Here is a 21,626-nt window from a genome sequence, read left to right as displayed (position 1 = left end):
TGATCCTAGGACCCACTGATGCAACTTACTCAGGCTTTACCCAGTTCCCGTTTTCGGGGTCGGGCAGGGCACGATATTGCGCATGCCCAACCTTCCCGACCCCAACGAGCCCGTTCAGCCCTCCCCGGCGGCTGACCCGATGGCCGCCGATCCGCTGACCCGGGCCGTGCTGGAGATCGACGAGTACGCCGCCGGACTGGGCTGGGACCAGCCCGCACGGCTGTTCGCCCTCGTCGACACCGCCCGCCTGCGCGAGCAGGAGCCGGGGCTCGCCGCCCAGCTCGGCCTGGACCGGCCGGCCGGCCCCACCGCCGCCTCCTACACCCCCATCGAGCAGGACGAGCTGCCCGCGGGCGGCGCGCTCGACGAGTTCCTCGGCACCATCGCCTGGCCGGAGGCGGTCGCCGGCTGCGCGCTGACCGTGGAGCGGCTGATGCTGCCGCCGTCCGCCGAGGCGTCCGTCCCGCGTGACCTGGACGACAAGCGGCTGGCGGAGTGGGTGGCCGAGCACCCGGACCGGCAGGAGGTGCGGATGACGGTGGCGGTGCTGCGGGACGGTTCCCGGGAGTCCGCGCTGCGGCTGCGGGAGAAGGACTCCCCCACCGAGGTGCTGACCGGGCCGGACCTGGTGCCCGGGCTCGCCGAGGCGCTGCTGGCGACGTTCGCCGACTGACCCGCGGGCGGCGGCCGGCCCGGTGGCCGGGGCGGGGCGGCCGATCGCCGCGGCGGGTGCCGCCGGCCGGGCGGGGCGCGCCGCCGCCGGGGCGGTCGCCTGCCGTCCCGTGGCGGGTGCCGCCGTGGGACGGGACGGGCGTGCCCGGCGGGTGCCGCCCGGACGCGGCCGGCCGGCGCCGGGCGGACCGGCCGGGCGGGGCCGGGGCGGTGGCTCAGCGCTTGGTGCAGGAGGGCAGCTCGGAGGTGCGGCCCGCACTGATGTCCTCCACCGCCCGCACCGCGTCGTCCAGGTTCCGCACCTTCACCAGGGTGAGGCCGTCGGGCACGTCCGCGGCGGCGGCCGCGCAGTTGTCCGCGGGGGTGAGGAAGTACTCCGCGCCCGCCCGCCGGGCGCCGATCGTCTTCATCGCGATGCCGCCGATCGGGTTGACCTCGCCGTTGTCGTCGATGGTCCCGGTGCCGGCGATGAACTTGCCGCCGGTCATGCTGCCGGGGGTGAGCCGGTCGATCACGGCCAGGGCGAACATCAGCCCCGCGCTGGGCCCGCCGACATCGGCGAGCTTGATGTCGATCCGGAACGGCAGGGAGTGGTCGGCCGCGGCCTGGATGCCGACGACGGCCCGGTCCCCGTCGGGGGCCTTCCTGGTGGTGATGGTCACCGGGACGGTCCGGGCGGCCTCCTCGCCGGTCCGGCCGGCCCCGCCCGCCTTCTTCTCCGCCTCCTCGGCCTTCTTCGCCCGCTCGGCCGGGACGACGGAGAACTCCACCCGCTCGCCGGGGCGGTGCGCGCTGACCAGCCGGCCGACGTCCGCCGGGTCGCGCACCGGCTTCCCGTCCACCTTCACGATCACGTCGCCGGCGTGCAGCTTGCCCTGCGCCGCGCCGCCCTTGACCACCGCGGCGACCACCACCCGGGTGCGCACCGGGATCTTCAGGTGCCGCAGGGCGGCGACCTTGGCGCTCTCCTGGGAGAGGGTGAACTCCTCGGCGTTCTCCTCGTTCACCTCCTCCGCGGACTTGTCGTCCGGGTAGAGGTTCTCGTACGGGACCACGATGTCGTCGTCCGACAGCCAGCCGTGCACCGCCTCGAAGAGGTTCATGTCGTGGTCGGCCCGGGTGACCTGGACGGTGGTCATGTTCAGGTGGCCCTCGGCCCCGTAGGTCTTGCGGCCCTTGATCTGGAGCACCGGTTCACCGGTCTCCCGGTCCTTGCCGAGCACGTCGTAGCTGGGCCCCGGGGACATCCCGGCGTACGGGACGGGAATGAGCACCCCTGCGCAGAGCAGCGCGATCAGCGTCAGCAGGGAGGCGAGCATCGTCGCGGTGCGGCGTGGCATGGAACGACAGTACGGGACGGGCCTCCCAGTTCACCGCCGGGGCCGCCGGTCCGGCGAACCGGGACCGGCGGCCCGTTGGCGACTGCGTGGACCGAGATCCGCTAGGCGCCGCTACCGGAATGGGACCGCTCCATCGCCTCACGGAACCGGGCATAGCCCGCCAGCTCGGCGACGTCACCGGTCTTACGGTTGCGGGTGGCCCAGCCCGCGTACAGCGCGGCGGCCAACGCGGCGATAACCGGAATGAGCAACCAGAGAAGCGCACCCACCGTGGCCTCCGACCATGTGCACAAAAGCAACTGACAGATGAGCAGATTAATCGTCTGCCCGACCAACGCTCACGCGAGGGTGCCGGTTACGCAACCGCGGATCGGCCGTGCGGGTGCGCGGTCCGCCCGCCCGGTGGCCCCCGCCGGCGTCCGGCCCCGGCCGCCCGGGGCCGGCGGGGGCGCCGGGAGCGGGAGGTCCCGGCCGGGTTCGGCCGGGAGCGGCGAGGGCCGCCGGGAGCCGGCACGAGCGGCCGGGAGCCGCGGGCACCGCCCGGGGAGCGGCAGCGCCGCCGGGGCCGGGGGCACGGCCGGGGGCCGCGTGCGCCGCCCGTCGCCGGGGGCGCCGGGGTCCGGGAGTGGCCCGGGTCAGGCGCCCACCCAGTCCTCCGTACCGTCCGTGTAGGTCTGGTGCTTCCAGATCGGCACCTCGCGCTTGAGGTCGTCGATGAGCCGGCGGCACGCCTCGAACGCCTCCGCCCGGTGCGGACAGGAGACGGCCACCACCACGGCGAGGTCGCCGACGGACAGGTCGCCCACCCGGTGCACCGCGGCGAGGGCGCGCACCGGCAGGTCGGCGGCGATCTTCTCGGCGACCCGGCGCAGCTCGGCCTCGGCGGTGGGGTGGGCGGAGTACCCCAGGGCGGCCACGTCCGCGCCGCCGTCGTGGTCCCGCACGGTGCCGACGAACAGCGCCGTCCCGCCGGCGGCGTCGTCGCCCACCGCCCGGAACACCTCGTCCACCGAGAGCGGGGCGTCGCGGATGGCGAGCAGTCGGATGGGGTCGGCCGCCGCGCGCTCGCCGGGGTGCTCCCGGCCGGTGGCGGAGGGGGCGTCGGTACGTGCCATGCGCACATCGTGCCCCACGCCCCGCCCGCAACGGAATACCGCGATACGGAAAAGTATTTCCGCATCCGCGGGGTGGCCGCGCGGGCGGCGGGACCGGGCGCACGCGGGCGGCCGTCCGCGCGGCCCGCCGGAGGTGCCGGATCACGTCACCGCTGCGCGTGAGCCGGGCGCGCGCCGGCGGCGCCCGTCACCGGGGCAGCGGTGCCCCGGCCCGGGCGTCCGCCCGGCCGGGCCGGCGCCCGTGCGCGGTGGCGCCCACGAGCCGGGGCGGCTCCGGGGCGTGCGGGTCAGAGGCGGCGGCGCGCCTTGCGCGCCCGGCGCACCAGGGCGGCGGTGCCCAGCAGCGCCACGGTGGCCCCGGCCGCGCCCGCGGCGGTGGCGTCCTTGCGGCCCAGCCGGCGCCCGGCGACGGTGTGCCGGCCCGCGACCTCCTCCAGCAGTTCGGCGAGGACCTCCTCGTTCGTCCACCTCGGCCGCCAGCCGGCGTGCTGCAGCCGGCTGCCGCTGACCGCCCACGGATGCATGGTGTACGCGAGGTCACCGGCCGGCGAGGGGGTCAGCCCGAGCCGGTGCAGCCGGGAGGCGGCGCCCAGCGCGACCGCGGAGGGCAGCTCCATCCGGCGGATGCCGGACAGCTCCTCCACCTCCTCCTGCTCCAGCCAGCCGTCGCAGCCGACCGCCAGCTCGCCCTCCACCTTCTCCAGCACCGCGTACTCCAGCGCGCCGACCAGGTCCTCGACGTGGCAGAACTGCCAGGTGGGCCGGGAGCCGGCCACCACCAGCAGCCGGGGTGACTCGAAGTAGCGGGTGAGCGCGGTGTCGGTGCCGCCGACCAGGATGGCCGGGCGCAGCACGGTGACGTTGAGCCCCGGGTGGGCGCGGGGCGCCCGGCGGGCCAGGTGTTCGATCTCCAGCAGGTCGCCGACGCCGGTGGCCTCCGCGGTGGCGCGCAGTTCGGCGTCCTCGGCCAGCGGCACGTCGTTGTCCGGGTGCGCGCCGTAGACCATCGCGGAGGTGCACAGCACCACCCGGCGGACCCCGGCCGCCGCGGCGGCGGTCAGCACCGTCTGGGTGCCGCGCACGTTGTAGGCGGTGCGGGCCGCCGCGTCGGTCTCCAGGTCCAGGTCCACGGCGAGGTGGACCACCACGTCCACGCCCCGCAGCTTCTCGGCGATGGCCGGGTCGCGCACGTCGAGCACGTGCCAGTGCGCCTCGGCGACCTCGCCGCGCCGCTCGTCGAGGGCCACCACCCGCTTGATCTCGTCGGACCCGGCGAGGCGGGCGGTCAGCAGCGCGCCCACCCCCGACGCGGCGCCGGTGACCGCCACGACGGGGCGTCGGGCGGGGCGGGCCGGGTCGTTTCGCGCTGCGCGAACTTCTGGCTGTGGGGAACTCACCGGGCGTCTCCAGCGGTTGTCTTCAGTACACGCGCGTGTTCGACGCGTGCGTACGAGGTGACGTCCATCCTGCCGCAGGCCATGGATCGGCGGAGCACCGAGCCCGGAAACCGGCGAGGTGTCTACGCTGGGTGGTGATTAAAGGCATTCGCCGCCGGTGCACAGCCGGCGGCCCTACGAGCCGAGGAAACCCGTGAGTGACACCCCATTCGGATTCGGCCTTCCGCCGGAGGAGCCGGAGGACGGCGACAACGGCAAGCAGAAGGGCGGCGGCCAGGGGCCGGCCAATCCGTTCGGCTTCGGCGGTGGGGCCGGCGGCGCGGACAACCCGTTCGCCGCGATGTTCGGTTCGATGAACCCGGGCGACCTGGGCGCGGCGTTCCAGCAGCTGGGCCAGATGCTCTCCTACGAGGGCGGCCCGGTGAACTGGGACATGGCCAAGGACATCGCCCGGCAGACGGTGGCGCAGGGCACCAAGGGCTCCGGCGGCGTGACCAAGGACGCCAGCGTCGGCCCGGCGGAGCGGGCCGCGGTGGAGGAGGCCGTCCGGCTCGCGGACCTCTGGCTGGACGGGGCCACCTCGCTGCCGTCCGGCGCGGCCGCCGCGGTGGCCTGGAGCCGGGCCGAGTGGGTGGAGGCCACGCTCCCGGTCTGGAAGGAGCTGGTGGACCCGGTCGCCGAGCGGGTCGGCGCGGCGATGGGCGATGTGCTGCCCGAGGAGATGCAGGCCATGGCGGGCCCGCTGCTCGGGATGATGCGCTCCATGGGCGGCGCGATGTTCGGCACCCAGATCGGCCAGGCCCTGGGCGTGCTGGCCGGCGAGGTGGTGGGCTCCACCGACGTGGGGCTGCCGCTGGGCCCGGCGGGCAAGGCCGCGCTGCTGCCGCTGAACATCACCGCGTTCGGCTCGGGGCTGGGCGTGCCGGCCGAGGAGGTACGGCTGTACCTGGCCCTGCGCGAGGCCGCCCACCAGCGGCTCTTCGCCCACGTGCCGTGGCTGCGCTCGCACCTGTTCGGCGCCGTCGAGGGGTACGCGCGCGGCATCAAGGTGGACACCGCCAAGCTGGAGGACGCGGTCGGCCAGCTCGACCCGACGCACCCCGAGCAGTTGCAGGAGGCGCTCCAGCAGGGCATGTTCCAGCCGGAGGACACGCCGGAGCAGAAGGCCGCGCTGGCCCGTCTGGAGACGGCGCTGGCGCTGGTCGAGGGCTGGGTGGACGCGGTGGTGCACGCGGCCGCCGCCCCCCACCTGCCGTCGGCGGGCGCGCTGCGGGAGACGCTGCGGCGGCGCCGGGCCACCGGCGGGCCGGCGGAGCAGACCTTCGCCACCCTGATCGGCCTGGAGCTGCGGCCCCGGCGGCTGCGGGACGCCTCCCGGCTGTGGGCCTCGCTCACCGACGCCCGCGGGATGGACGGGCGGGACGCGCTGTGGGAGCACCCGGACATGCTGCCGACCGCGGCCGACCTGGACGACCCGGACGGTTTCGTCCACCGCGAGCAGCTGGACTTCTCCGAGCTGGACAAGATGCTCGGCGAGGCGGCGGGCGGCGGCGCGCCCGGGCGTGACGAGGGACCGGACCTGACCAAGGGCGACGGCGAGGACGGCGAAGGCGACGGCGGCCGGTGACCCTGCACGGTGACGCCGGCCGGGTGCTCGCCGGGTGGGACGCGCCCGACGACGAGCAGGAGCGGCTGCGGCTGGCGTACGGCGAGCACCTGGCCCGCCACCCGGACGGGGTGTGGCGCGAGTGCGCCCCCGGGCACATCACGGCGAGCGCCCTGGTGATCGACCCGGAGCGGGAGCGGGTGCTGCTGACCCTCCACCGCAAGCTGCGGATGTGGCTGCAGATGGGCGGGCACTGCGAGCCGGGGGACGCCCGGCTCGCGGACGCGGCGCTGCGGGAGGCGACCGAGGAGTCCGGGGTGGCGGGTCTGACCCTGCTGCCCGGCGGTCCGGTGCGGCTGGACCGCCACCTGACGCCGTGCGCCTGGCACCTGGACGTCCAGTACGCGGCCGTGGCCCCGGCCGGTGCGACCGCCGCGATCAGCGACGAGTCGCTGGACCTGCGCTGGTTCGGTTACGCGGAGGTGGCCGAGGTCGCCGACGCCTCGGTCGGCCGGCTGGTGACCGCCGCCCGCGCGCTGCTCTGACCCGGGCCCGGGGCCGGGGGGCCGGGGGCTGCTCCGGCCCCGGGATCCCGGGCTTGGGGTTTCGGCAGCGGTGCGGGCGGGGTGCTGCCGGGTTGCGCCGGTCCGGGCCGGGGGCTGCGGGATGTCGCGCCGGTGTGGTGCGGGGTACTGCGGGTTTCGCGCCGGTCCGGGGCCGCGCGCGGTTCACGTGTGCCCCATGACCGTACGCCTGCGGGGGCTGGTCCGTGCGACCGTGCCCTCGCCGGTGCCGGCGCATGCGGGTGCCTGTTCGCCGGTACCGGCGCGCGTGCCGGTTTCCGTGCGATGGCGCCGGTACCCGCGCGCGTCTGCCGGTGCCGTTACCCGCCCCCGACCCGGGCCGGCGCGCCGGTGACCGTTCGCCCGTCCCTGTGTCCGTAGCGCCTCCGGTACCACCGGCGTCTCGCCCGCGGGAAAGTCCGCGCGGGGCGGTCCGCTCCAGGTGGCGCTGCGTGCCCGGTGGTGCTCCGTGCCCACGAGTCGCCGGGCCCGGTGCCCGCGGGAACGCAGCCGGGCGCCGTTCCGCGCCCGTGGCCCGCGCTCCGCGCCGGGTGCCGTCCGGCGGCACGCGAAGGGGACCGGTCCGGGAGAACGTGAAGGGGCCGCCCGGTGCGTACCGGGCGGCCCCTGCGCGTGCCGGAGCGGCGGCCGTCAGCTGCCGAAGTGGTTGCCCTGGTTCTGGCCCCGGGCGCCCTGCTGTCCCATGCCGAACTGGGCCGCGGCGCCCTGCCCGACCACCGCGTTCTGCGGCGGCAGCAGCTCGCTGGGCTGCACCAGCGCGTATCCCTGGCCGAGGAAGCTCAGCTCCCAGCCCTCGCCGGTGTTGCCGCGCCGCCGCCACACCCCGGAGGAGTGCGTCTGGGCCTGCATCTGCACGCGCAGCGAGGTGGACCAGGCGACGATCGCGTCGGCGTCGGCGTTGACGTACTTGTCCGGGGTGACCTGGAGCATCAGCGGCTGGCCGGAGGTCATCAGGGCGACCTTGCCCCGCCCGGTGATGTTGAGGTTGTACTTGCCGGAGCCGGAGATGCCGAACTGGCTGTCCACCGCGACGGCCTCCCAGTGCAGGGTGGAGTCCAGGGCCAGCACGTACGCGCTGTCCACGGTCAGCCCTTCGTGGTCGACGTCCATCACGTGGATGTACTGGGCGAGGTTGGCGAAATAGACGCTGCCCTGGCCGGAGCAGCGCATCAGGTCCAGGCCCTCGCCGGTCCGGGCGCGCTGGCGCCGCTGGCCGGCGCTCTGGTACTCGCCGTCGAACTCGATCAGCCCCTGGTACGCGACCATCGCCCCCTTGCGGGCGAGGACGTCCTCCTGGCCGTTGAGGGCGACCCGCAGCAGCTGCGGGTTCTGGATCGCGTACCGGTCCTGGCTCTGGGTCTCGGTGAGACCGAAAAGCGGGCTCTGCATGGTTCTTCGTTCCCCCTCAGCCCCGCGCCCGGAGCCGGTCGGTGCTGTCCTCGCTGGGCTGGACGACGACGAAGCCCTGCCCGGAGAAGGCGAGCTGGTACGCCTCGCCGCTGCCCCGGCCGATCATCGACGACGCCTTGAAGCTGCGCTTGCCCTTCATCTTGAGGTTGGTGGACCAGGCGACGAGGGCGTCCGGGTCCACGGACGTCTCGTCCTCGCCCCGGCCGCAGTCAACGACGATCGGGGTGCCCCGGGAGGTCAGGGCGACCCAGCCGGTGCCGGAGAGCCCGACGTTGAACAGTCCCTGCCCGGCGAACTTCGCCATGCCCTTGACGCGCTGCACGCCCCACTGGAGGTGCGCGTCGAAGGCGAGCAGGTTGGTGCCGTTGACCGACAGCGAGTCGCCGTTGAGGTTGATGCACACCACGTCCGCGCCGTAGTCGGCGAGGTAGAGCAGGCCGTCGCCGCTGCACTTCATCAGCGGGGCGCCTTCCCCGGTGACCCACTGCGAGGCCATCTGACGCACCGCGGGCGGGTTGGGCTCGTACTGCACGAAGCCCTCGTAGGCGACCATCGAGCCGGTGCGGGCGAACAGGTCCTGGCCGCTGGTCATGGCGACCTTGAGCATGCTGCTGCCGTGGTTCTCCATGCGGGCCGTGACGGGGGTCGGGGCGTAGCCCGTGATCATTTGCTGGTCCATGACCGTTAGACCTCGTAGGGCTGGACGACGATGAAGTTGCCGGGGGCGCCGCGGAACTGGAGGTTCACGGTCTCCCCGCTGTGCCCGGGGTAGGCGTTGCGGCGCAGCCGCACCTGGCTGGAGATGATCACCTGCGAGGCGGCGGACCAGGCGACGATGGCGTTGCTGTCGGCGAAGGTGGTGGGGGTGACCGGCAGCACCACGGGGGTGCCCTGGGTCTTCACCACGATGGTGCCGGTGCCCTGGAACTGCATGGTGAACAGCGCACCGCCGGGGATGCCGTGGCCCTCGATGCGGCGCACCTCGTACTGGAGCGACTCGTCGAAGGCGAGCACGTTCTCGGCGGAGACGCAGATGGCGTCGCCCTGGAGCTCGATCGGGTGCAGCTCGGCCGCGTTGTCGGCGAGGAACACCTGGCCGTAGCCGGTGCAGCGCATCAGCTGCATCTCCTGGCCGGTGGCGTTGCCGGTGATCCGGCCGCGGAAGCCCGCGCCCTTGTAGCTGAAGTCGACCTTGCCCTGGTAGAGCACCATGCTGCCCTGGCGGGCGAGGACCGGCTGGCCGCCGATGCTGAGGTCGATCCGGATGAGCTTGGGGTTCTGCGGGGTCCAGCGCTGTCCGGTGGGGGTCTCGCGGTACTTCGCGAGGCCGGCCTGCACGCCGGGGGCGGGAGGCGCGCCCTGCCCGGCCGGGCCCTGCGGGTGGGCCGGCTGCCCGTAGGGGTGGGGGGCGCCGTACGGACCGGGCTGGCCGGGGAAGGGCGCCGGTCCGCCGTAGGGCTGCTGTCCGGGGACGCCGGGCGGCGGCGGGGTGCCGCCGGGGACGAACTGCGGGTGGCCGCCGGGCGGGGCCGGGGGCGGCGGGGTGGCGCCGGGCGGGGTGAGCGGCGCGACGAGGGTCTGCGCGGCGTGCACTGGCGGGGCGGCCGGGGGCGCGGCAGGCGCCGGGGCCGGCGGCGGGACGGGGGGCCGGCGCGGGCGCCGGCGGCGGGACGGCGCCCTGCGGCGCTCCGAACCCGGGAGCGGGCCGGTCGGCGGCAGGCGCGGCGAAGCCCGGCGAGGCAGGGGGCCGCGGGCGGCGCGAACCCGTGGTCGGCGGCGGGGGCCGGGGCCTGTGCCGGGTCGTCCTCGGCGACCTCGCCGCCGAAGTTCCGCAGCAGGGCGTCCAGACCGCCGTCGAAGCCCTGGCCCACGGCGGTGAACCGCCACACGTCCTTGAGGTAGAAGTCGCCGAGCATCACGGCGCGCTCGGTGCTGAACTCGGCGCCGGTGAAGGAGTAGCGGACCACCTCCTCACCGCCCGCGACCACGCGTATGTACCCGGGGCCGATCTGCGACATCTGCCCGGCACCGTCGAGGGTGGCGGTGAAGGACAGCCGGTGGATGTGGGCGGGGATGCTGTCCAGGGTGACCCGGAACGACTCGGTGTCCCCGGCCTGCGGGCCCAGCTGCTGGATCGCCTCCTCCGGCGACTTCGGCTGGTTGTAGAAGATGAAGTAGCGGTCGTCCGAGAGCCGCTCGTCGGCGTCGAGGCCGAAGCAGCTGATGTCGAACGTCATGCCAGGGCCCGCGATCTGCACGCCGACGTACAGGTCCCTCCCGGCTGTCAGGTCACTGATCTTGGCCTTGTGGCCGCGCTGGAATTCCCTGGCCATACGTAACGACCGTCCCCCATCCTCAAACCGGTGAGTGCATTGCGCGTCAGGCTAACCGCTGCCGCCGCATTTCAGCGACGCCGGGGCGGACCGGACCGGTTCCGCTTCTCAAGGGGCCGGGTGCGGGGCGGGGATGCGGGACGCCTGGGCGAACGTGCGGGCGCGGGCACCGGGGTGGTGGTGTCGGGCGTCGTGACGCGGGAGGCCGGGGTGGCGCGGCGCGGGGGCCGGGGTGGCGCGGCGCGGGGGCGCCGGGGGTGGCGTGGCGCGGGACGCCGGGGGTCGAGGGCCCTGTCGGGGCGCGGGAGTTGGAGTCGGGAGCCGGGGCCCGGGAGGCCGAGGGTTGGGAGACGGGCCCGGAAGCCGAGGGTCCGGACGTCGGGGCGCGGGAGTCGGGGATCGGCGCGCCGGGGCACGGAGGGCAGGTGAGCAGGTGGGCGGGGGGCCGGTGCGTCGGACTCGAAGGGCAGGGGGCCGCGGTCAGGAGACCGGAGCGCCGGGGGCCAGGGCCGGGGGGCTGAGACTTGAGCCGAGACCGGGAGCGGGGGGCCGAGACCAGGCCGGGGCCGAGACCGGGCCGGGGCCGGGGGCCGGGGCCGGGGCCGGGGGCCGGGGCCGGATCCACCGGCCCTTCGTCAGTCGGCGCGGGGCCCGGGCGGATGCGGCAGCCGGCCGGCGGCCACCACGCCCTCCAGGTAACCGCGGGCCCGCTCGGTCCGGGGGTAGGCGTCCAGCAGCTGCCAGAAACGCGGGCCGTGTCCGGGCACCAGCAGGTGGGCCAGTTCGTGCAGCAGGACGTAGTCCACGACGTACTCGGGCATCCCCTGGAGCCGGTGGGAGAGGCGGATGCTGCCCTCGGCGGGGGTGCACGAGCCCCAGCGGGTGTTCTGGTTGGTCACCCACCGCACGGTGGCCGGCCGCGCCCGGCCGGCCAGGTACTGGTCGGAGAGCCGCTCGGCGCGGGCCGTCAGCTCGGCGTCACCCGGTCTGCGCCGGCTCTCCTGGGCCGCCAGCTTGTCGAGCATCACCCCGACCCAGCGGCGCTCCTCCGCCTCCGACATCCGGGCCGGGATGAGCACCACGGTGCGGTCGCCCTCGCGGTAGGCGGAGACGGTTCTGCGCCGGCGGCTGCTCCTGCGGACCTCGACCGCGTCCGTCCGCGGGCCTGCGCTCCGCGGGCTCGACACGCCGCGCTGGGGCTTCGGGGCGCTCTGCAGGGGATCGACGGGCACGCCCCGACGTTACCGGGTGCCGGCGCGCGGGTCCCGCCCCGCACGCCGGGGCGCCCGGGCCCGGGCGCCCCGGGTCCCTGCCTGAGCGGTTCCGGCCCGGGCCCTCGGCGTCGGGGTGATCCGAGCCGGCACGGGAACGGTCCGGCGTCGGGGGCGATGGCGCCGGGGCGGGCACCGGTATGACTAATGCGCGCGCCTGTGGATAACTTTCGGCGGCCGCGGCGCGGCGGTCGCATCCTGAGGCAGGGATCGCCGGTCGCCGCTCCGCGAGGTGCGGGGCGGGACGGCCGGGCGGGGAGGGAGACCACCATGTATCCGCTGCTCAAGCCCGCGCTGCGGCATGGCTGGCGCGACCGGGAGACGGTGCAGTTCGGGGTGGCCCCGGCGCACGCCATGGTGCTGGGGCCGGTGGACGCCGCCACCGGTGACTTCCTGGAGCTGCTCGACGGCACCCGGAGCCTGCCGCTGCTGCGCGAGGAGGCCCGGCGGCTGGGCCTGCCGGAGGGGGCGGCGGACGCGCTGGTGGACCGGCTGGTGACCGCCGGGCTGCTGGACGACCCGGCCGGTGGCGGGGAGCCGGCCGCCGCGGTGCGGGGCAGCCGGGGCTGGGACCGGGTCCGGCCCGACGTGGCCGCGCTCTCACTGGTCCACCCGGCCCCCGGGGCGGGGATACGGGCGATGGGGGTCCGGCGGGAGACCTGGGTGAGGGTGCGCGGCGCGGGCCGGGTGGGCGCGGCGGTGGCGGCGGTGCTCTCGGCGTCCGGCGTGGGACGGGTCGAGGTGACGGACGGTGGCTGCGTCGAGCCCGCGGACGTGGCGCCCGCCGGGCTGGCGCCGGACCAGATCGGCGAGCGCAGGGAGGCCGCCGCCGGCCGGCTGGTGCGGCGCGCCTCGCCCTGGGGCAGGACGCGGCGGGTGACCGACGGGGACCGGGCGGGACCGGCGCTGGTGGTCCTCGCCCCACGGGACGGGCTGGCGGCGTACGCGCCGGACCCGGCCGAGGCGGCACCCCTGCTGGCCGCCGGCGTCCCCCACCTCTACACGGGGGTCGTCGAGGGCACCGGGGTGGTGGGGCCACTGGTGCTGCCGGGGGTCACCCCGTGCGCGGGCTGTCTGGCGGCACACCGGGCGGACCGGGAGCCGTACTGGGGGCGGCTGCTGGCCCAGTGGCGGTCCGGCCGGCGCCGTGGACCGGCCGCGTGCGACACCGCGCTGGCCACGATGGTGACCGGTCTCACGGCCGCGCACGCCCTCATCTTCCTCGACGGACGGCTTCCGGCCAGCGCCGGGGCACGGCTGGAACCAGCTCTCCCGGCTCTGACCTGCACTCCCCTGCATATCGAGGCCCATCCGGAGTGTCCTTGCGGGGCCGCCGGCTCTTCGAAGGAGGGATATCCCTCGGCGCCGGAGGCGTCGCACGTAACAATGGCCGGGTGACCGGCGTCCGCTGGGAGGGCGACGGGGGTCCTGGGGACATCCCGGGGGACGGCTCGGCTGTAGGGAGTTGGAGGGGCGCATGTCTGATCTTCCGCGCAAGGCGATCACACGAACCGCCAAGTTGGCCACGCTGCCGCTGGGGTTCGCCGGACGGGCCACCTTGGGCCTGGGGAAGCGGCTCGGGGGGCGGCCGGCCGAGATCGTCGCCCGGGAGCTGCAGCAGCGCACCGCCGATCAGCTCTTCAAGGTGCTCGGTGAGCTCAAGGGCGGGGCGATGAAGCTCGGCCAGGCGATGTCGGTCTTCGAGTCCGCGCTGCCGGAGGAGATCGCCAAGCCGTACCGGGCGGCGCTCACCAAGCTCCAGGAGGCCGCGCCCCCGATGCCGACCCGCACGGTCCACGCCGTCCTGGCGGAGCGGCTGGGTGCCGACTGGCGGGAGCTGTTCACCGAGTTCGACGACAAGCCCGCCGCGGCGGCCTCCATCGGCCAGGTGCACCGCGCGGTGTGGCACGACGGCCGGGCGGTGGCGGTCAAGCTCCAGTACCCCGGGGCCGGCGACGCGCTGCTGTCCGATCTGAACCAGCTGGCCCGGTTCTCCAAGGTGCTGGCCCCGCTCGCCCCGGGCATCGAGCTGAAGCCGCTCATCGCCGAGCTGCGGGAGCGGCTCTCGGAGGAGCTGGACTACGAGCTGGAGGCGGAGACCCAGCAGGCGCACGCGGAGGAGTTCGCGGACGACCCGGACGTCCTGGTGCCCGCCGTGGTGCACTACGGCCGGGAGATCCTGATCACCGAGTGGATGGACGGCAAGCCGCTGTCGGAGGTGATAGCGAACGGTACGACCGAGGAGCGGGACCGGGCCGGACAGTTGCTCACCCGGTTCCTGTTCTCCGGCCCGTACCGCACCGGACTGCTCCACGGCGACCCGCACCCGGGCAACTTCCGGCTGATCACCGACGACGCCCCGGACGGGCCGCCGGAGAAGTGGCGGCTGGGCGTGCTCGACTTCGGCACCGTCGACCGGTTGCCCGACGGCTTCCCCCAGGAGATCGGTGTGGCGCTGCGGATGGCGCTGGAGGGGGACGCCGACGGGCTCTACGCCCTGATCCGCCAGGAAGGGTTCGTCAAGCCGAACATCCAGATAGACCCGCAGTCCCTGATCGACTACCTGCTGCCCATGATCGAGCCGGCGCGGACCGACGCGTTCGTCTTCACCCGCGGCTGGATGCGCGGGCAGGCGGCCCGGGTGGCCGACCGGAAGTCGCCGCTGTACGAGCTGGGCAACCAGATCAACCTGCCCCCGTCGTACCTGCTGATCCACCGGGTGTGCCTGAGCACCATCGGGGTGCTCTGCCAGCTGGGGGCGACGGTCGCGCTCCGCGGCGAGCTGGAGGACTGGGTGCCGGGCTTCCTCCCCGAGGAGGAGTGGGACGGTGTCGAGGACGATGCCGAGTACGGCGAGCACGCTGAGCACGGCGAGCACGGCGAGGGGTCCGCCGGTGGCGCCGGGGAGGACGGCGTCACCGAGGAGGACGGCGAGGCCGCCGCCGAGGAGCACGAGGCCACGGCCGTGGGTGAGGCCGCGGAGGACGGGGAGGAGGCGGACGCGGCGGACGACGCGGGGTCCGGCACGGCGGGGAAGGCCGGCGGCCGACGGCCGGGCACGGCGACTCCGGAGCCCACCTCGGCCTGACCGGGTGCCGCGGCCAGGGACCTGACGCGCGGCCACGACCCATCCCACGGCAGGGGCCGATACCAACGGCCACGACCGCTCTCATGGCAACGGCCGACCCCGCGGCAAACGGCCGGCGCCGTGACCCGGCCCATGACCGCGACCGCGTGCCGCGGCGCACGACCGTGCCGGGTGCCGCGACTCACGACCGCGATCGGGCACGTCGGCTCACGACCGGGCCGGCCGCCGCGGCCAGCTGCCGGGACCGCGGCGGACCCGCGGCCCCGGGGCGGCTGACCCCGGCGGTTCCCTCCACCGCACCGCCGGGACCGGGCAGCACACCGCCGGGACCGCCCGCCGCACCGCCGGGACCGGGCAGCGCCGCAGGGGCCCGGCATTGCGCGCCGGGGCCGGGGCAGCCGCCCCGCCGGGACCGGGCAGCACACCGCCGGGCCCGCCCACCGCACCGCCGCGACCGGGCGCCGCAGGGGCCCGGCAGCGCGCGCCGGCACCGGGGCAGCCGTCCCGCCCCACCGGCACGGGAGCTTCCTCGTCGCTGGCCGGGCCGGCTCCGCTCCCGGGGCGGTCCCGCGCGCCCTGCCTCGGCGAGCCGTGTTCTCCGTTCCCCCGGTCGGTCCCGGCCCGGCGCGCCGGTCACCGCCCGCTGAGGACCGCCACCCGGCCACCCGGTCACGCCCGGTCCGGACCGCAGCCGCTGCGGTCACGGCCCGGCCCCGCAACAGGCCGAAGGGCCGGTTCCGGGGAACCGGCCCTTCGGCCTGTTGCTGCGGGCGCGCGACCAGGTGGCCGGGAGGCGCGCTGCCGGGCGGCGGGGAGGGAACACCCGCCGGTCACCGGCCGAGGGGCGGCGCCGGGGGGCGCCGTCCGGGTCAGTGCATGACGGCCATGGCCAGTGCGCGACGGGCGCGCAGCGAGGCACGCTCGGCACGCCGCTGCATCCGCCGGGCGGCGGCGAGGCGGACGGCCGTGCGTTGGGACTCGGCCACGCGCAGTTGTTCACGCATATGCGCGCGGGCCAGGGCTTCTGGGATGAGTTGCATTTCTCGGGTCCTGTTCTGGCGCGATGCGATCGCGCCCACGGTGTTGCGGGCTTCCGTGCGGGGGGTGGGTTCGTCGGTGGACGGCGTCATGGTCGGGTCCTGCTTCATGGGGTCGTGCGTCGCTGGGCGGTCGATGGTGCCGGCGGTGATCATGCCGCGACCGGGTTCTTGCGCGGGCGGCCACGGGGCCGCTTGCGGGCCACCACGACACCCTGGACGAACAGTTCGCCGCCCCAGACGCCCCACGGCTCACGGCGGTCCTTGGCGCCGGCCAGGCACGCCTCCCGGAGCGGACAGGTGCGGCACAGGGACTTGGCGTACTCGACGTCCTCCGGCGACTCGGCGAAGAAGACCTCGGGGTCGTAGGAGCGGCAGGGTACGGCCGTGCCGAGGTTCTCGATGGCGTCGTCGAGGTCGGTCAGGGCGAGCGGGGCGTTCAAGGAGTCCTCCGAGGAGTCGGGCGGGGGCTGCAGGTCGGTCACGGACGGGGCGTGTGCCTTGAGTTGCACGGTGTGTGTTCCTCGTCTCTCGTTCCGGCTGGTGGCCGGTTTTTCACAAATCAAAAGGGCCGCGGATCCCGGTGTGGGTTCCGCGGCCCCTGAAGGTGCCGACCTGATCGGTGATCAGGCTGGATGACTCCAGGGTTCGAGCCCACGGAAGGCCCACAGGTGACGCTGCTGCTCGATGGATCCGGCACCATTGGTCGCCGCCGCGAAGGCATAGGCCATCGCCGCTGCCGCTACCGCAGGTGCCTGGGTCGGTCGCTCGCCGGCGAGCGTTTCCACGGCGCCGGACAGACCGGTGCCCCGGAGACGCGAGGAGAAGCCGAGCAGGCAGGCAGACATGACCGGGTGATCGGTCATTTTGATCGTGGTGGTGGTGATGATGCTCACGGGAATCCGCCTCCTTTCGGCGTCTCGGGGGACCGGCCGGGACCAGTCCACAGGTATAGGTATGCAGTACAACACGGATCGAGCGGATCTCGGAAGGCCCGTTGTCTCCGTGCTCGGAAGGCTATGGGTATGCGCTCCGCGCGCGCAAACTATTTTCTCGACGAGTTTTCCGGGTCGTGTCCGGGCTCCTCGCCGGCACACAGTGCCAGCACATCAGCACCGTATGCGGCCACTTTCCGGCGTCCCACTCCTGAGATGCGGGCCAGCTCCGGTTCGGTTCCCGGGACCGCCTCGGCGATGGCGAGGAGAGTTTTGTCGGTGAACACGCAATAAGCCGGCTGGCCGAGTTCCCGGGCGCGGTCGGCCCGCCACTCCCGAAGCCGTTCGTACAGCGCCTCGTCCAGCTCCGAGGGGCAGTCCTCGCAGCGCATCAGCTTGATCTCGCCCGCGTCGGTGAGGGTCCGGCCGCAGACCCGGCAGCGGACCGGGGCGCGCCGCCCGCGCCGGGGCGCCGTCCCGCGCTCGACCCCGGCGCCGTGGCCGGCACCGGTGACGGCGGGCCGGCCACCACCGGGCGCCGAGGAACCGGGCCGCAGCCCGTTCAGGAACCGGCTGGGCCGGCGGCCGGTGCGCCCGCCGGGGGACCGGGCCAGCGCCCAGGACAGGCCGAGGTGCCGGCGGGCCCGGGTGACACCGACGTAGAGCAGTCTGCGTTCCTCCTCGATCTGCTCGTCGGTCCGGGCGTAGGTGATCGGCATCATGCCCTCGGTGAGTCCGACCAGGAACACCGCGTCCCACTCCAGCCCCTTGGCGGCGTGCAGGGAGGCGAGGGTGACCCCCTCGACGGTGGGCGCGTGCTGGGCGGCGGCCCGCTCGTCCAGTTCCGCGACCAGGTCCGCCAGGCCCGCGTCCGGCCGGGCGCGGGCGAAGTCCTCGGCGAGCCGTACCAGCGCCGCCAGCGACTCCCAGCGGTCCCGCACCGCGCCGGAGCCGGCCGGGGGTTCGGGGGTCCAGCCGCGGCTGGAGAGCACCGCCCGTACCTGGGAGGGCAGGTCGCCGTCGTCCGCCGCGGTGGCCCCGCCGGCCGGCTGGGTGCCCACCCGGTTCGCCAGGGCGGCACCGCGCAGCAGCAGACCCGCCTCACGCACCTCGGGCCGTTCGAAGAACCGCTCGGCGCCGCGGAGCTGGTAGGGCACCCCGGCGTCGGCGAGCGCCTGCTCGTACAGCTCGGACTGGGCGTTGACCCGGTACAGGACGGCGATCTCGGCGGCCCGCACCCCGGAGTCGAGGAGCTCCCGGATGCGCCGGGCGGTGCCCTCGGCCTCGGCGGGCTCGTCGGCGTACTCGGCGTACACCGGCTCCGGGCCCGCCGGCCGCTGCGAGACCAGCTCCAGCCGGTGCTCGGCGGCGCGGCCCCGGGCCTGGGCGAGCAGCCCGTTGGCCAGGTGCACCACCTGGGGGGTGGAGCGGTAGTCACGGATCAGCCGGATCACGGTCGCACCGGGGTGACGGGCCCGGAAGTCGAGCAGGTGGTCCGGGGTGGCGCCGGTGAAGGAGTAGATCGTCTGGCTGGCGTCACCGACCACGCACAGGCTGTCCCGGTCTCCCAGCCACAGGTCCAGCAGCCGCTGCTGGAGGGGGCTGACGTCCTGGTACTCGTCGACCACGAAGTGCTGGTACTGGGCGCGCACCTGGTCGGCGATGTCGGCACGGTCCTGGAGCACACCGACGGCGAGCAGCAGCACGTCCTCGAAGTCGATCACCCCGCGGTCGCGCTTGAGTTCCTCGTACCCCGCGTAGATCCGGGCGATCTCGGCCGCGTCGCGGGGCGGCTGGCGTCCGGCCCGGGCGGCGGCGACCGGGTACTCCTCGGGGACCGTCTGAGTGACCTTGGACCACTCGATCTCCCCGGTGACGTCGCGCAGCTCGTTGCGGTCCAGCCGGACCCGGCAGCGCGCGGCGGCCTCGGCGACCAGCTGCACCTTCCGCTCCACCAGCCGCGGCACCTCGCCGCCGATCGCCCGGGGCCAGAAGTACTGGAGCTGGCGGAGCGCGGCGGAGTGGAAGGTACGGGCCTGGACGCCCCCGGCACCCAGCTGCCGCAGCCGGCCGCGCATCTCCCCGGCGGCGCGGTTGGTGAAGGTGACGGCGAGGACGCTGGCGGGCTGCAGGATGCCCGCACGGACGCCGTAGGCGATCCGGTGGGTGATGGCCCGGGTCTTGCCGGTGCCCGCGCCGGCCAGCACGCACACCGGCCCGTGCAGCGCCAGGGCCACCTCACGCTGCTCGGGGTCGAGCCCTTCGAGCACCGCGTCGGCGTCGCGCGGCGGCTCCGCGTACTCGCTCGGCGCGGATACCCGGGGGAACAGGGTGGGGGGCGTTGCTGCTGTCACCCCGCCATGCTGCCAGGTCCGTGGCGGAGACGGTTCGCGTTGTCCACAGGCTCCGGCCGGCCCCGCGCGACCGCCCCCGCGCCGCTTCTGCCCGCTTTCGCCCGATTCTGCCGGCCCCGACCGGGGGCTCAGGTGCCGGGGCCGGCCCGGGGATGGGCGGCCGGCGGGGGTTCCAGGTGGCGGGGTCGGACGGCGCCGGCCGGATGACGCCTCGGAGGACGGTGGCGCGCGGTGCCGGGCGGGCGGGGACGCAGGCCGGACGAGGGTGGACGGGGACGGGGCCTGGGAGGGCCGGTGCCGGGATTGAGGAGGGAGGGCGGGCCGGGGCGGAGGCCTCGCGGAGGGGCGGGCCCGGGCGGGGGCCTGGAACGGCGGACCGGGACGCGGGCGGGTTCCGGCGGGAATGCCGGCCGGCGTGTGCACGTTGCAGGAGCGGAACGCACGCCGAGAGGCGCCCCTGACCGAAGGAGCCGAGGACCCATGCCGGGCACTGTGACGATGTACAGCACCACCTGGTGCGGCTACTGCCGCCGGCTGAAGAGCCAGATGGACCGTGAGGGCATCGCCTACGTCGAGGTCAACATCGAGGAGGACCCCGAGTCGGCGGCCTTCGTGGAGAAGGCGAACGGCGGCAACCAGACCGTACCGACCGTGCTGTTCGAGGACGGCTCCACGCTGACCAACCCCTCGCTCGCGCAGGTCAAGGCCAAGATCGGCGTCTCCGGCGTCTGACCTCGGTCCGCGCCGCCCGCCCGGCACGCCGCCCCGGCGTGACCGGGCGGCGGCGTACCGGACGGGTCCGGCGGCCCCGGGCCAGCCGGGGGCGTGAGGTGCGTACCGGGCGGCCGGGCGGGCTTCCCGGTGGCGCCTGTGCGGCGGCGGAAGGCGCCGCCGCGTACCCGGGCGGCCGCGCGTGGTCCGGTCCACCCCCGCTCCGCATCCTCGGCGGGCACCTCTGCGTACGGGTGCGGGTGCGGTGCCCTGGCCCCCCGTGTCGGTGTACGGGTGCGAGGGCACGTCAGGCCCGCCCCCGCCGGCATCGCGTGCCCCGCGGAGGCGGACGACGTCGCGCGCGCAGGCGGGTGACGTGTCGCGCGGCAGGCGCGGAGACCCGTCGGCGGCCCACAGCCGCACAACGGGCGCCGGATGTCGTCCGCGGCGGTGCACCGCCGCGTGCAGACGCGGGCCCCGGTACACGGACCGCGGAGTGCCGCCGCACGCGCGGTACCCGCCGCGCGGATGCGCGGGGGCCCGGCGCGGTGAGCGAGTGCGCCGGCCCCCGGGCCGTACCGCCGGAACACCGTCGGGCGCCACGGCCCGGGGGTCGCGCGTCGGGATCCCACGGGCCCGAGGCGGGCCCGTGGGGCGGGGCGGACGTCACGCGCTCCGCGGACCGGCGGGTTCGGCGCCGCGGGTTCAGCCCTGCGGCAGCGGCTCCCCGTACCAGCGTTCGATGAGCCGGGCCGCGATCGAGATCCCCGAGGGCGGCAGCACCTCGCCGGTGGCGAACGCGGTCCGCAGGTCCTCCCGGGAGAACCAGCGCGCCTCGTGGATCTCCTCGCCGTCCACCTGGATCTCCGAGGAGCCGGCCCGGGCCATGAAGCCGAGCATCAGGCTGGAGGGGAACGGCCACGGCTGGCTGGCGACGTACTCCACCTCCGCGACCACCACGCCGGCCTCCTCCGCCACCTCGCGGACCACGGCCTGCTCGATCGACTCCCCCGGCTCCACGAACCCGGCCAGGGTGGAGAAGCGGCCCTCCGGCCAGTGCACCTGGCGGCCCAGCAGCGCACGGTCCTGGTCGTCGGTGACCAGCATGATCACCGCCGGGTCGGTGCGCGGGTAGTGCTCCGCGCCGCAGGCGGGGCAGCGGCGGATGTGCCCGGCGGCCGCGATCACGGTGCGCTCCCCGCAGCGGGAGCAGAAGCGGTGCATCCGCTGCCAGTTCTCCAGCGCCACGGCGTGCGCCATCAGCGCCGCGTCCCGGGCCGACAGCAGCGCGCCGGCCTCCCGCAGGCCGGCCGGGCGGGCCGACTGGTCGATCCGGCCCGGCAGGGCGTCCTTCTGCAGGGCGAAGTACCGCACCCCGTCGGCGTCCGTGCCGAGGAAGTAGCGGTGCGTCTCGGTGGGGGGCGCCTCGAAAGCCGGGGTCATGACGAGTTCGGTACGCCCGTCGGGGGTGTCGTCCACGAGTGCCTGCCCGCCGGAGACCACGAAGACGCGGGTGGTGGGGTGGCTCCACGCCGCGGCCAGCCACGGCTCGTCCAGGCGGTGGTGGGCGGCACGGTCGATCCCGCTGTCGCCGGTCAGCGCGATCGGTACGGCGGTGGTGCGTTCGGTCCAGGTGGTCACGGTTGCTTCCAACTCCCCCACGGCTGTGGCTCGCTCTTCGGGTGCCCGGTGCTGCGGCCGGGCCGTACGGTCCGGCCGCACCCGGGGCGGTGTTCTTCGCCGGCTGTTCCGCCGGGGCGGCGGGCGGTGCCG

At 75.4% G+C, this 21,626-nt stretch carries 18 protein-coding genes and 1 pseudogene; 6 read left to right on the top strand and 13 right to left on the bottom strand.

Features of this window, described 5'->3' with window-relative positions; all coding sequences use genetic code 11:
- The first annotated feature begins 82 nt into the window (after positions 1-82).
- Positions 83-673, top strand: coding sequence for a PPA1309 family protein (locus IHE55_RS19870; RefSeq protein WP_232265633.1), 591 nt, complete (start codon positions 83-85; stop codon positions 671-673).
- Positions 674-887: 214 nt separating this feature from the next.
- Here the strand turns inward: IHE55_RS19870 and IHE55_RS19865 are convergent, their stop codons facing one another.
- The 4 genes from IHE55_RS19865 to IHE55_RS19850 form a co-directional block, all read right to left on the bottom strand.
- A complete protein-coding gene (locus tag IHE55_RS19865; protein WP_197990247.1) occupies positions 888-2,012 on the bottom strand; it encodes a YlbL family protein in 1,125 nt (374 codons plus the stop codon).
- A gap of 101 nt (positions 2,013-2,113) precedes the next feature.
- Positions 2,114-2,263 carry a hypothetical protein gene (locus tag IHE55_RS19860; RefSeq protein ID WP_197992323.1) on the bottom strand — a complete coding sequence of 50 codons (150 nt, stop codon included), beginning with the start codon at positions 2,261-2,263 and terminating at the stop codon, positions 2,114-2,116.
- A gap of 384 nt (positions 2,264-2,647) precedes the next feature.
- Positions 2,648-3,127, bottom strand: a complete 480-nt coding sequence (locus IHE55_RS19855; protein WP_197990246.1) for a molybdenum cofactor biosynthesis protein MoaE — start codon at positions 3,125-3,127, stop codon at positions 2,648-2,650.
- 287 nt (positions 3,128-3,414) lie between these two features.
- Complete coding sequence (locus tag IHE55_RS19850) at positions 3,415-4,524, bottom strand: SDR family oxidoreductase (RefSeq protein WP_197990245.1); 1,110 nt, start codon at positions 4,522-4,524, stop codon at positions 3,415-3,417.
- A gap of 193 nt (positions 4,525-4,717) precedes the next feature.
- Between IHE55_RS19850 and IHE55_RS19845 the strand changes: the two genes are divergently transcribed.
- On the top strand, positions 4,718-6,151 hold the full coding sequence (locus IHE55_RS19845; protein ID WP_197990244.1) for a zinc-dependent metalloprotease: 1,434 nt from the start codon (positions 4,718-4,720) through the stop codon (positions 6,149-6,151).
- Entirely contained in the window at positions 6,148-6,675 is a 528-nt protein-coding gene (locus IHE55_RS19840; RefSeq protein WP_197990243.1) for an NUDIX hydrolase, read from the top strand. The genes IHE55_RS19845 and IHE55_RS19840 overlap by 4 nt, the downstream gene beginning before the upstream one ends.
- Before the next feature lie 669 nt (positions 6,676-7,344).
- On the opposite strand, the gene IHE55_RS19835 is transcribed toward IHE55_RS19840, so the two are convergent.
- The 4 genes and pseudogenes from IHE55_RS19835 to IHE55_RS19820 all read right to left on the bottom strand — a co-directional run bounded on the left by IHE55_RS19835 (position 7,345) and on the right by IHE55_RS19820 (position 11,689).
- Complete coding sequence (locus tag IHE55_RS19835; RefSeq protein ID WP_197990242.1) at positions 7,345-8,103, bottom strand: AIM24 family protein; 759 nt, start codon at positions 8,101-8,103, stop codon at positions 7,345-7,347.
- Positions 8,104-8,119: 16 nt separating this feature from the next.
- On the bottom strand, positions 8,120-8,803 hold the full coding sequence (locus IHE55_RS19830; RefSeq protein ID WP_197990241.1) for an AIM24 family protein: 684 nt from the start codon (positions 8,801-8,803) through the stop codon (positions 8,120-8,122).
- 5 nt (positions 8,804-8,808) lie between these two features.
- Positions 8,809-10,457: pseudogene (locus IHE55_RS19825) on the bottom strand (TerD family protein).
- A gap of 635 nt (positions 10,458-11,092) precedes the next feature.
- Positions 11,093-11,689: a M48 metallopeptidase family protein gene (locus IHE55_RS19820; protein WP_197990240.1), complete on the bottom strand. Its 597-nt coding sequence runs from the start codon at positions 11,687-11,689 to the stop codon at positions 11,093-11,095.
- Positions 11,690-11,998: 309 nt separating this feature from the next.
- Here IHE55_RS19820 and IHE55_RS19815 point away from each other — a divergent pair, with 309 nt between their 5' ends.
- Both IHE55_RS19815 and IHE55_RS19810 read left to right on the top strand, forming a co-directional pair.
- Complete coding sequence (locus IHE55_RS19815) at positions 11,999-13,126, top strand: ThiF family adenylyltransferase (protein ID WP_197990239.1); 1,128 nt, start codon at positions 11,999-12,001, stop codon at positions 13,124-13,126.
- Positions 13,127-13,205: 79 nt separating this feature from the next.
- On the top strand, positions 13,206-14,816 hold the full coding sequence (locus IHE55_RS19810) for an ABC1 kinase family protein (RefSeq protein ID WP_197990238.1): 1,611 nt from the start codon (positions 13,206-13,208) through the stop codon (positions 14,814-14,816).
- Positions 14,817-15,685: 869 nt separating this feature from the next.
- Here IHE55_RS19810 and IHE55_RS19805 read toward each other — a convergent pair.
- The 4 genes from IHE55_RS19805 to IHE55_RS19790 all read right to left on the bottom strand — a co-directional run bounded on the left by IHE55_RS19805 (position 15,686) and on the right by IHE55_RS19790 (position 19,142).
- The gene (locus tag IHE55_RS19805; RefSeq protein ID WP_197990237.1) at positions 15,686-16,009 is read right to left on the bottom strand and encodes a putative WhiB-interacting protein; all 324 of its coding nucleotides are present in this window, start codon (positions 16,007-16,009) and stop codon (positions 15,686-15,688) included.
- A complete protein-coding gene (locus IHE55_RS19800) occupies positions 16,006-16,365 on the bottom strand; it encodes a WhiB family transcriptional regulator (RefSeq protein ID WP_197990236.1) in 360 nt (119 codons plus the stop codon). The genes IHE55_RS19805 and IHE55_RS19800 overlap by 4 nt, the downstream gene beginning before the upstream one ends.
- A gap of 114 nt (positions 16,366-16,479) precedes the next feature.
- Positions 16,480-16,719 (bottom strand): hypothetical protein, encoded by a 240-nt coding sequence (locus tag IHE55_RS19795; RefSeq protein ID WP_197992124.1) that lies wholly within the window; start codon positions 16,717-16,719, stop codon positions 16,480-16,482.
- A 179-nt stretch (positions 16,720-16,898) separates the two neighbouring features.
- Positions 16,899-19,142: an ATP-dependent DNA helicase UvrD2 gene (locus IHE55_RS19790; protein ID WP_197990235.1), complete on the bottom strand. Its 2,244-nt coding sequence runs from the start codon at positions 19,140-19,142 to the stop codon at positions 16,899-16,901.
- Positions 19,143-19,622: 480 nt separating this feature from the next.
- Here IHE55_RS19790 and IHE55_RS19785 point away from each other — a divergent pair, with 480 nt between their 5' ends.
- A complete protein-coding gene (locus tag IHE55_RS19785; RefSeq protein ID WP_197990234.1) occupies positions 19,623-19,874 on the top strand; it encodes a mycoredoxin in 252 nt (83 codons plus the stop codon).
- Positions 19,875-20,558: 684 nt separating this feature from the next.
- On the opposite strand, the gene nudC is transcribed toward IHE55_RS19785, so the two are convergent.
- A complete protein-coding gene (gene nudC / locus IHE55_RS19780; RefSeq protein ID WP_197990233.1) occupies positions 20,559-21,494 on the bottom strand; it encodes an NAD(+) diphosphatase in 936 nt (311 codons plus the stop codon).
- Positions 21,495-21,626: the final 132 nt, after the last annotated feature.

The organism is Streptomyces pactum, from assembly GCF_016031615.1.
GTDB classification, from domain to species: domain Bacteria; phylum Actinomycetota; class Actinomycetes; order Streptomycetales; family Streptomycetaceae; genus Streptomyces; species Streptomyces pactus.
The sequence above is the reverse complement of the archived record's forward strand: the minus strand, read 5'-3'. Positions and strand labels throughout refer to the sequence as shown.

Bases quoted from the DNA above. Each gene is read 5' to 3' on its own strand.
- IHE55_RS19805 (WP_197990237.1), bottom strand. From the start codon at position 16,009: ATGATCACCGCCGGCACCATCGACCGCCCAGCGACGCACGACCCCATG.
- IHE55_RS19835 (WP_197990242.1), bottom strand. From the start codon at position 8,103: ATGCAGAGCCCGCTTTTCGGTCTCACCGAGACCCAGAGCCAGGACCGG.
- IHE55_RS19855 (WP_197990246.1), bottom strand. From the start codon at position 3,127: ATGGCACGTACCGACGCCCCCTCCGCCACCGGCCGGGAGCACCCCGGC.
- IHE55_RS19785 (WP_197990234.1), top strand. From the start codon at position 19,623: ATGCCGGGCACTGTGACGATGTACAGCACCACCTGGTGCGGCTACTGC.
- IHE55_RS19815 (WP_197990239.1), top strand. From the start codon at position 11,999: ATGTATCCGCTGCTCAAGCCCGCGCTGCGGCATGGCTGGCGCGACCGG.
- IHE55_RS19810 (WP_197990238.1), top strand. From the start codon at position 13,206: ATGTCTGATCTTCCGCGCAAGGCGATCACACGAACCGCCAAGTTGGCC.
- IHE55_RS19870 (WP_232265633.1), top strand. From the start codon at position 83: ATGCCCAACCTTCCCGACCCCAACGAGCCCGTTCAGCCCTCCCCGGCG.
- IHE55_RS19865 (WP_197990247.1), bottom strand. From the start codon at position 2,012: ATGCCACGCCGCACCGCGACGATGCTCGCCTCCCTGCTGACGCTGATC.
- IHE55_RS19795 (WP_197992124.1), bottom strand. From the start codon at position 16,719: ATGACCGATCACCCGGTCATGTCTGCCTGCCTGCTCGGCTTCTCCTCG.
- IHE55_RS19830 (WP_197990241.1), bottom strand. From the start codon at position 8,803: ATGGACCAGCAAATGATCACGGGCTACGCCCCGACCCCCGTCACGGCC.